The organism is Calditrichota bacterium (assembly GCA_013112635.1).
Taxonomy (GTDB): domain Bacteria; phylum Calditrichota; class Calditrichia; order Calditrichales; family J004; genus JABFGF01.
On sequence record JABFGF010000023.1, the window covers coordinates 1 to 2469 of the forward strand.

2 protein-coding genes are annotated in these 2469 nt (G+C 38.8%); one reads left to right on the forward strand and one right to left on the reverse strand.

All coding sequences use genetic code 11. From position 1 onward, the window contains the following. A partial coding sequence (locus HND50_22345; GenBank protein ID NOG47993.1) for a hypothetical protein occupies positions 1-2000 on the reverse strand: 2000 nt, incomplete at its 3' end. Between the two features lie 329 nt (positions 2001-2329). Between HND50_22345 and HND50_22350 the strand changes: the two genes are divergently transcribed. Then, the coding region (locus tag HND50_22350; protein NOG47994.1) for a hypothetical protein at positions 2330-2469 on the forward strand (140 nt) is incomplete at its 3' end.

The window sequence follows — 2469 nt, forward strand, 5'->3', positions numbered from 1 at the left end:
TCGTCAAAGAATGTAATTTCATACTCATCACCGCTTACTTGGTCATGTTCAACAACATCAATAAAAACCGAACCCTGGCTCGAACCACCGGTTTTCTCCGCTTGGGCACTATTGTAAGGTGTAAAAAGCGATGTACCGGCAGTAGCGGTTATAAAACCTGCTTCCCTGTCCGCTTCGTACAATCCCTCAACCAGAACGTAGTCATCCTCTGTTTGTGAAATCTCGTTTTCAAAAGATAGGGTCCTATTTATCCCAAATGGTACAACCGCAAAATAATACGGCTTCGCGTTAACCAGAGGGGACTCATTATCAAAGGCGTCTGTGGTTACCGTGTATTTTAGAATAGCTGCGTCCGCTTGTTCAAAATTTACAAAATTAAGGTTACCTTGCTTTGACCAGATTTTAATACGTTCTGCATTTTCCTGGTCTTCAAAAAGATCACCTATGTCATTATCCAGGTCAAAACGGCCAATGATTTTGGCATTTTCAATACCGTTTACCTCATCGGCTGTTGATGGGGAGTTAAACTGATAGATGGCCAGGCCTTCAAAATCAACCTTACCTAATAAATCTTGTTTGTTTTGATAGTTAAAACTTTTGGTAAAATCAATAACCAGTTCTATCTCCCGGTCAGCACTTCGCACTGTTACGTCCGGCACAGGTATTGGCGGGGCAACCTGAAAGTTATTATCAAAAGAGCTTTGCACAAGTGCAGAGGTTTCCTTTAATTTGGTGACACTGCCCAGCGCATCTTCGCCCTGTGTTACAATATAGGCCATTACAATATCCTGACGTTCACCGGCCTTTAGTTGAAATGGGCCACTGTTTACTAAAAATCTTTTATCTGCGGACCATATATCTAACCAACCTGTTTGAGTGACCGGATCACCGGAAAAAAAATAGCGTACATCACTATCCGAATCTCCACCAATTCCCCAATCCTGCGGGACAACTGGATCGTTATTTGCATCAAGACCACCTAGTTGATAATTCCTAGCAATATTCTTATTAGTTGGTCCGGGCAATATATTACCGCCACCTTCATAAGTTATAAGAGATGTAAGTGAAAGGTTTTTTTTATCATTCAATGTATCAACACCAAGCAAAGGACCTCTAGTCTTGTACGCTGTTTTACCAGGCGCATCAACAACAGCTCCCTGCATAATATCAATACCAAAAGCGGGTGGGTTTGCACCATAGTCAGAATCATCTTGGAAGTTATAGATATACCCCATACCTAAGGTCGTATCACAGCCGATTAAATCATCCGTTGCACCACCTAAATCAGGGTCCGTCCATCCCGAAATGATCAAATCATCAATATCATTTTCTGAAGCATTTACAACACTATAACGAATAAATATTGCATCCCCTAAAGCATCACTTCTTTGAAAAGCCCAAATTGATTGTCTTACTTCAAGTCCTAATGCTTGAGTATTTAATACGTCTCTGATCGAAGCCGGTACACTGTCATTATAAACACACCAAAATGTACGGTCCCCTATAATATCCGGTGTGTCTATATTCGGATCGTAACTCCCATCTCCATCCGCATCATAATAATCTGCGCCAGTAGCAACTGCGTCAGCCCATTTTATGTAATTCTCGCTGCCAAGGCTGTCAGAACTATTTACGGAATAAAAAATATATTCCGGTGCATCCGGATCGCTTCCCCAATTACCGGGCTGCATTTCCTGGATTCTACTTGCCGGCGCCATCCATGCTGTACGTAGATCACCTTCAATATAACCTGAAAAACAGACACCGCCTGAAAATAAAAAGGACAGGTCACTTCCATTGGGGTAAAAGGAATCGGCATCATTACCGGTTTGTCCGTCATTAGTTAAAGCCAGGTCAATATTGTTTATATCCATACGGGCTGTATGGCCAGTTACGGTAACCTTTCTCAGTTTTGCTTTAGAATTATTTTTAATATCTTTGGAACCCATTGAAATAAAAAAAATAAAAAACAAAACCAAAACTATATTAGCTTTCTTCATGATTATTTGTCCTTTGGGATTTTTTTTAAGGTTATTCCAATATAGTCATAAAAAATTGGAATGTCTACTTTTAAACTGTTTTAGATTACCTGCTTAGGTAGTATAAAATATAATTTTGAGAAAAAATGGTAGCTAAAACAGGGTAAAAGAAAAGAGGAATATTATTAGGTATTACCCAACCACCTGGCCCCAAATAATATTTGGAACCAGGTGAGGATAATTTATTGTAAGTTCTGAACGCAGAAGTTTATTAATTATTTATAGTTAGTATCAAATGATACCTTAATGAATTTTGTGTATTTTAAACCAAAATCTAAGGAGGTATCATTATGGATCAAAACCTTACCAAAAGGCTTCATTCCAAGTCTGTTAAAAACGCTATTGTTAATAATATTTCTCATGATTTCAACCTTACACCGATACTGGCTGAAGCTTACTTTAACCAGATTAAAAACTATTTCTTAGAACA